The sequence below is a fragment of the Tardiphaga sp. genome, from assembly GCF_044340795.1.
Lineage (GTDB): Bacteria > Pseudomonadota > Alphaproteobacteria > Rhizobiales > Xanthobacteraceae > Tardiphaga.
In genome coordinates this window covers 1-6650 of record NZ_JBIISY010000296.1, presented here as the reverse complement: position 1 = coordinate 6650, position 6650 = coordinate 1, and the positions used below count along the sequence as shown (strand labels likewise).

Sequence of the window (6650 nt, the reverse complement as noted above, 5' to 3'; positions counted from 1 at the left end):
CTCGGCCTCGCGCAAGGCCGTGCTGCCCGTGATGGAGCAGTATAACGGCATGCTCTACTACCCGACCTTCTACGAAGGCCTCGAGCAGTCGAAGAACGTCATCTATACAGGCCAGGAAGCCACGCAGCAGATCCTCGCCGGCCTCGACTGGGTCGCCAAGGAGAAGAAGGGCAAGAGCTTCTACCTGATCGGCTCCGACTATATCTGGCCGCGCACCTCGATGAAAATCGCCCGCAAACATATCGAGGGCAAGCTCGGCGGCAAGGTCTCGGGCGAAGAATACTTCCCGCTCGGCCACACCCAGTTCAACTCGGTGATCAACAAGATCAAACTCACCAAGCCGGATGTGATCTATGCGGCGGTGGTCGGCGGCTCCAACGTCGCCTTCTACAAGCAGCTCAAGGCGGCCGGCATCGATCTGTCGAAGCAGACCATGCTGACCATCTCGGTTACCGAGGACGAGATCGACGGCATCGGCGGCGAGAACATCGCGGGCGCCTATGCCTGCATGAAGTATTTCCAGTCGCTCGATAATCCGAACAACAAGGAATTCGTGGCCGCCTTCAAGAAGATGTGGGGCGAGAAGACCGTGATCGGCGACGTCACCCAGGCTGCCTATCTCGGCCCCTGGCTGTGGAAGATGACGGTGGAGAAGGCCGGCTCCTTCGACATCGACAAGATCGCGGCAGCCTCCGACGGCATCGAATTCGCCAAGGCGCCGGAAGGCTACGTCAAGATCCACCCGAACCATCACCTGTGGTCGAAGGCCCGCGTCGGCCAGGCGCAGACCGATGGCCAGTTTAAGGTTGTGTTCGAGACGGCAGACCTGATCGAGCCGGATCCGTTCCCGAAGGGCTACCAGTAAGCCCGGACACCTCTCCCTGGCGCGGACGACCTATCTGCGCATCAAGACCCCGCGTCGCGCGTTCATGCGCGGCGCGGGACCTTTCCCTGACGGAGGATGGATCATGTTAGGCGACTACTCTCTTGGCGATCTCGGCGCCATCTTCGCGATGCAGGGCTTTGCCGGGCTGATCCTGTTCTCGGTCTACGTTCTGATGGCTCTCGGTCTTGCGATCATCTTCGGCCAGATGGGCGTCATCAACATGGCCCATGGCGAGTTCATGATCCTCGGCGCCTACGTCACCTGGATGACGTCGGGTTTCTTCCAGACCTACATGCCGTCGCTGTTCTCCGGCTATTTCTTCGTCGCCATGATCCTCGCTTTCATCGCCTCCGGGGCGCTGGGCATGCTGGTGGAATGGGGACTGATACGTTTTCTCTACAAGCGCCCGCTGGATACGCTGCTCGCGACCTGGGGCCTCAGCCTGATCCTGCAGCAGGCCTATCGCTCGGTGTTTGGTGCGCGCGAGGTCGGCGTCGAGCTGCCGTCATGGATGATGGGCTCCAAGCAGGTCACCGACACGATCGAAGTGCCCATCAACGGCATTTTCGTGATGTGCCTCACAGTGGCCATCACGGTGGTCGTGGCCTGGATCATGTTCAAGTCGCGCTGGGGCCAGCAGGTTCGCGCCGTGGTGCAGAACCGCGTGATGGCCGGCGCCGTCGGCATCAATACCGAGAAGGTCGACCGCTACACGTTCGGCCTCGGCTGCGGCATTGCCGGGATCGCGGGCTCGGCTTTCACCATGATCGGTTCGACCGGGCCGACCTCGGGCCAGCTCTACATCGTCGATACGTTTCTCGTCGTGGTGTTCGGCGGCGCCGCGAGCCTGTTCGGCACCATCGCCTCAGCCTTCACCATCTCGCAGGCGCAGTCGACCATGGAATTCTTCATGTCCGGCTCGATGGCCAAGGTGCTGACGCTGCTCACCATCGTCGCGATCCTGATGATCCGGCCGCAGGGGCTGTTCGCCCTCAAGGTCCGCAAGTAAGCGCCATCGGCAGAGCAGGGCACAGTCACATGATCATCAATTCGCGCTTCTTCAATCGCTCGGAGCTCATCGGCTTCCTCTCGCTCGCGCTGCTGCTGGTGGTGATCCTGCCGCTCTGTCTCGATGTGTTCCGGCTCAATCTGGTTGCCAAGTATCTGACCTATGCCTTCGTCGCCGTCGGCCTGGTGATGTGCTGGGGCTATGGCGGCATTCTCAGCCTCGGCCAGGGCGTGTTCTTCGGCCTCGGCGGCTACTGCATGGCGATGTTCCTGAAGCTCGAGGCGTCGAGCGTCGAGAACACCAAGATCCAGTCCACCCCGGGCATTCCGGATTTCATGGACTGGAACCAGATCACGGCGCTGCCGATGTTCTGGAAGCCGTTTCATTCGCTCACGCTGACCATCATTGCCATTCTCGTCGTACCGACGCTGCTCGCCTTCATCATCGGCGCCGCGATGTTCAAACGCCGCGTCGGGGGTGTCTATTTCGCCATCATCACCCAGGCGATCGCGGCGATTGCGACCATCCTGATCATCGGCCAGCAGGGTTACACCGGCGGCATCAATGGCATGACGGATCTTCGCACGCTGCTCGGCTGGGATATCCGCACCGACAGCGCCAAGGTCATCCTCTACTTCTTCGAGGTGATCGTTCTGTTCGCCTGCATCATCGCCGCGCAATTCATCCGGCTGACCAAGCTTGGCCGCATCCTGGTGGCCATGCGCGAGCAGGAGGATCGTGTGCGGTTCTCCGGCTACAGCGTCGCCAATTTCAAGATCTTCGCGTTCTGCGCGGCGGCGATGTTCGCGGCGATCGGCGGCGCCATGTTCACGCTGCAGATCGGTTTCATGTCGCCGTCCTTTGTCGGCATCGTGCCGTCCATCGAGATGGTGATCTACACGGCGGTCGGCGGCCGGTCATCGATCTTCGGTGCCGTCTACGGAGCGCTGCTGGTGAATTTCGCCAAGACCAGCCTCTCGGAATCCTTCCCGCAGATGTGGCTGTTCGGCCTCGGCGGCCTGTTCATCGCCGTGGTGCTGTTCTTCCCGAACGGATTGTCCGGGATCTGGAAAGATCACGTGCAGCGTCACGTCGACCGCCTGCTCGCGATGCGCTCGCCCAAGGCGAGGAAGGACTGGGCGATCAAATCCGCCGCCGACGGCGCGCCGGCTGAGTAAGGGGACAGGTCATGCTCATAGGACATCAGCCGAAAGAATTTTTGCTCGCAGTCGAAGGACTCACGGTTTCCTTCGATGGCTTCAAGGCGGTCAACGATCTCTCCTTCTATGTGGAGGAGAACGAAATCCGCGTGATCATCGGCCCGAATGGCGCCGGCAAGACCACGGTGCTGGACCTGATCTGTGGCAAGACGCAGGCGACGTCGGGCTCGGTGCAGTTTCGCGGCAAGGAGCTGACCAAGCTGAAGGAGAACCAGATCGTGCAGGCCGGCGTCGGCCGCAAATTCCAGACGCCGTCGGTCTATGAGGATCTCACGGTGTTCGAGAATCTCGAAATCTCCTATCCGCGCGGGCGCAGCGTGTTCGGTTCGCTGATGTTCCAGCGCGATGCCGCGGTGAAGGAGCGCGTCGAGGAAGTCGCCGAAATGATCTTCCTCAAGGACCGCCTGAATATGTATGCCGACGTGCTCTCGCATGGCCAGAAACAGTGGCTCGAGATCGGCATGCTGCTGATCCAGGACCCGGACCTTCTGATGCTCGACGAGCCTGTGGCCGGGATGAGCGTGAGCGAACGCGTCAAGACGGCGGAATTGCTCAACACGATCATCAAGAACCGGTCGGTGCTGGTGATCGAACACGACATGAAATTCGTCGAGGACATCGCCCACAAGGTGACCGTGCTGCATCAGGGCCAGATCCTGTCCGAAGGGACGATGGAGAAGGTGCAGAACGATCCGAAAGTCATTGAAGTCTATCTGGGTCATTGAGGAGATCATCATGCTTGCCATCAACGATCTCCATGTCGCCTACGGCCATGCCGAAGTCCTGCACGGCCTCAATGTCCAGGTCCAGCCCAATGAGATCGTGGCCATCATGGGCCGCAACGGCATGGGCAAGACCACGCTGATGAAATCGCTGATGGGGATCGTGCCGACGAAATCGGGCTCGGTGACGATGGACGGCAAGGAGCTCGGCGCGCTGAAGAGCTATGAGCGTGTCGCGCGCGGCCTCGCTTATGTGCCGCAGGGGCGCATGATCTTCTCGCACATGACGGTGAAGGAAAATATCGAGACGGGCCTTGTGGCGCACGGCGGCAAGGACGTGCCCGGTGATCTCTACGAGCTCTTTCCGGTGCTGCTGGAGATGAAAGGCCGCCGCGGGGGCAATCTGTCCGGCGGCCAGCAGCAACAGCTCGCCATCGCGCGTGCATTGGCGACCAAGCCGAAGGTGTTGCTGCTGGACGAGCCCACCGAAGGCATCCAGCCCTCCATCATCAAGGACATGGCGCGGACGCTGAAGAAGATCCGCGACGACAAGGGGCTGTCGATCATCGTCTCCGAACAGGTGCTGAGCTTCGCGCTCGATGTCGCCGACCGCGTGCTGGTGATCGAGAATGGCGAGATCGTACGCGACGAAGCACGCACAGGCATCGATGCCGCGCAGATCGCAAAATATCTGTCCGTCTAGTTCATCTCAGAAACTGCAAGTCTCTAACCCAAGGGGAGCATTGAATGCCCGATACACTGATCAAGGTCGATCTTACGCAGTCGGCCTACGACAATGACATGATCCACAATCGCTGGCATTCGGACATTCCCATGGTGGCGTGGGTCAATCCGGGCGATGATTTCATCGTCGAAACCTATGACTGGACCGGCGGCTTCATCAAGAACAATGACAGTGCCGACGACGTGCGCGACATCGACCTGTCCATCGTGCATTTCCTGTCCGGCCCGATCGGCGTCAAGGGCGCGGAGCCCGGCGATCTTCTGGTCGTCGATCTGCTCGATGTCGGTCCGATGAAGGACTCGCAATGGGGTTTTAACGGCTTCTTCTCCAAGCAGAACGGCGGCGGCTTTCTCACGGATCATTTCCCGCAGGCACAGAAGTCGATCTGGGACTTCAAGGGCATGTACACATCGTCGCGTCATATCCCGGGCGTGAACTTTGCCGGCCTGATCCATCCCGGCCTGATCGGCTGTTTGCCCGATCCGAAACTGCTCGCCACCTGGAACGAGCGCGAGCAGGCGCTGATCGACACCAATCCAACCCGCGTGCCCGGCCTCGCCAACCCGCCCTTCGGTCCGACCGCGCATATGGGCCGCCTCAAGGGCGATGCCCGCGACAAGGCCGCGGCAGAAGGCGCGCGCACTGTGCCCCCCCGCGAGCATGGCGGCAATTGCGACATCAAGGACCTGTCGCGCGGCTCGAAGGTGTATTTCCCGGTCTATGTGCCCGGCGGCGGCCTCTCCATGGGCGACCTGCACTTCTCGCAGGGCGACGGCGAGATCACCTTCTGCGGCGCCATCGAGATGGCCGGCTGGCTGCATATCAAGGTCGATGTCATCAAGGATGGCGTCGCCAAATACGGTATCAAGAATCCGGTCTTCAAGCCGTCACCGATGACGCCGAACTACAAGGACTTTCTGATCTTCGAAGGCATCTCGGTGGATGAGGCCGGCAAGCAGCATTATCTCGACGTTCACATCGCCTATCGCCAGGCCTGTCTGAACGCGATCGAGTATCTGAAGAAGTTCGGCTATTCGGGCGCGCAGGCTTACTCGATCCTCGGCACCGCACCGTGCCAGGGCCACATCTCCGGCGTCGTCGACGTCCCCAATGCCTGCGCCACATTGTGGTTGCCGACCGAAATCTTCGACTTCGACATCATGCCGAGCGGGGCCGGACCGATCAAACATATCGACGGTTCGATCCAGATGCCGCTGTCGCCGGACAAGTAACACGGCCAACTCGGCCGCGGGGCCATGCCATTTGGCTCCGCGGCTGCCTTTTCCCCTTTGCGATGAGGACGGCCATGCCGGTTTATGAATATCTCTGCGATGCCTGCGGTCCTTTCACCGATATGCGGCCCATGGCCGAATGCGATGATCCGCAGGACTGCCCGCACTGCGCGACTTCCGCGCCCCGCGTCATGCTGACCGCACCGGCCTTCTTCTGCATGCCGTCGGACAAGCGCAAGGCGCACGCCACCAACGAGCGCAGCAAGCATGCGCCGCAAACGGTGGCGGAATACAAGGCGAAGCACGCGCCCGGCTGCGGCTGCTGCTCCGGCAAGAAGCCCGCACGGCTGATGAAGAAGACGGCGACTGGCTCCAAGAGCTTCCCGACTGCGCGTCCCTGGATGATCAGCCACTGACACTGTCGTTGGAATGCGCTATCGTCCACCCCCGTGCATCTGGCGGGGCAGGCGGAGGCGCAATCATGCGACACAATCCATTCGGGGCCACCGGGCACGACGTGTCCGTGATCGGGCAGGGCACATGGTATATCGACCGCGGTGATCGCGCGGCAGCGGTCAAGGCGCTGCAGGCGGGACTCGATGCGGGCATGAGCCATATCGACACCGCCGAAATGTATGACGATGCCGAACTCGTGGTCGCCGACGCCATCGCCGACCGCCGCGATCAGGTGTTTCTTGTGTCCAAGGTGCTGCCGGGCAACGCATCGCGCAAAGGCGCGGTTGCCGCCTGCGAGCGTTCACTGAAGCGGCTGAAAACCGAGCGCCTCGATTGCTACCTGCTGCATTGGCGCGGGCAGGTTCCGCTGGCGGAAACGG

Annotated in this window: 8 protein-coding genes; all 8 read left to right on the top strand. The window is 61.2% G+C overall.

The window, feature by feature from the left end:
* Window positions 1-865 (top strand): transporter substrate-binding protein (locus ACIQ17_RS29335; RefSeq protein WP_398472952.1); only part of this gene is annotated, 865 nt, incomplete at its 5' end.
* Between the two features lie 103 nt (window positions 866-968).
* Window positions 969-1895, top strand: a complete 927-nt coding sequence (gene urtB / locus ACIQ17_RS29330; RefSeq protein WP_398472951.1) for an urea ABC transporter permease subunit UrtB — start codon at window positions 969-971, stop codon at window positions 1893-1895.
* Window positions 1896-1924: 29 nt separating this feature from the next.
* Window positions 1925-3073, top strand: a complete 1149-nt coding sequence (gene urtC / locus ACIQ17_RS29325; protein WP_398472950.1) for an urea ABC transporter permease subunit UrtC — start codon at window positions 1925-1927, stop codon at window positions 3071-3073.
* 11 nt (window positions 3074-3084) lie between these two features.
* Window positions 3085-3840, top strand: a complete 756-nt coding sequence (urtD, locus tag ACIQ17_RS29320) for an urea ABC transporter ATP-binding protein UrtD (protein ID WP_398472949.1) — start codon at window positions 3085-3087, stop codon at window positions 3838-3840.
* Window positions 3841-3850: 10 nt separating this feature from the next.
* Window positions 3851-4540 (top strand): urea ABC transporter ATP-binding subunit UrtE, encoded by a 690-nt coding sequence (urtE, locus tag ACIQ17_RS29315; RefSeq protein ID WP_398472948.1) that lies wholly within the window; start codon window positions 3851-3853, stop codon window positions 4538-4540.
* Window positions 4541-4584: 44 nt separating this feature from the next.
* Window positions 4585-5814: a formamidase gene (gene fmdA / locus ACIQ17_RS29310; RefSeq protein WP_398472947.1), complete on the top strand. Its 1230-nt coding sequence runs from the start codon at window positions 4585-4587 to the stop codon at window positions 5812-5814.
* Window positions 5815-5888: 74 nt separating this feature from the next.
* A complete protein-coding gene (locus ACIQ17_RS29305) occupies window positions 5889-6230 on the top strand; it encodes a zinc ribbon domain-containing protein (RefSeq protein ID WP_398472946.1) in 342 nt (113 codons plus the stop codon).
* A 65-nt stretch (window positions 6231-6295) separates the two neighbouring features.
* Window positions 6296-6650, top strand: a 355-nt coding sequence (locus ACIQ17_RS29300) for an aldo/keto reductase (RefSeq protein WP_398472945.1), incomplete at its 3' end; no start/stop codon positions are given.

What these genes read in the sequence shown, in the direction of transcription:
- urtE (WP_398472948.1), top strand. Translation starts at nt 3,851, where the DNA reads ATGCTTGCCATCAACGATCTCCATGTCGCCTACGGCCATGCCGAAGTC.
- ACIQ17_RS29305 (WP_398472946.1), top strand. Translation starts at nt 5,889, where the DNA reads ATGCCGGTTTATGAATATCTCTGCGATGCCTGCGGTCCTTTCACCGAT.
- urtD (WP_398472949.1), top strand. Translation starts at nt 3,085, where the DNA reads ATGCTCATAGGACATCAGCCGAAAGAATTTTTGCTCGCAGTCGAAGGA.
- fmdA (WP_398472947.1), top strand. Translation starts at nt 4,585, where the DNA reads ATGCCCGATACACTGATCAAGGTCGATCTTACGCAGTCGGCCTACGAC.
- urtC (WP_398472950.1), top strand. Translation starts at nt 1,925, where the DNA reads ATGATCATCAATTCGCGCTTCTTCAATCGCTCGGAGCTCATCGGCTTC.
- urtB (WP_398472951.1), top strand. Translation starts at nt 969, where the DNA reads ATGTTAGGCGACTACTCTCTTGGCGATCTCGGCGCCATCTTCGCGATG.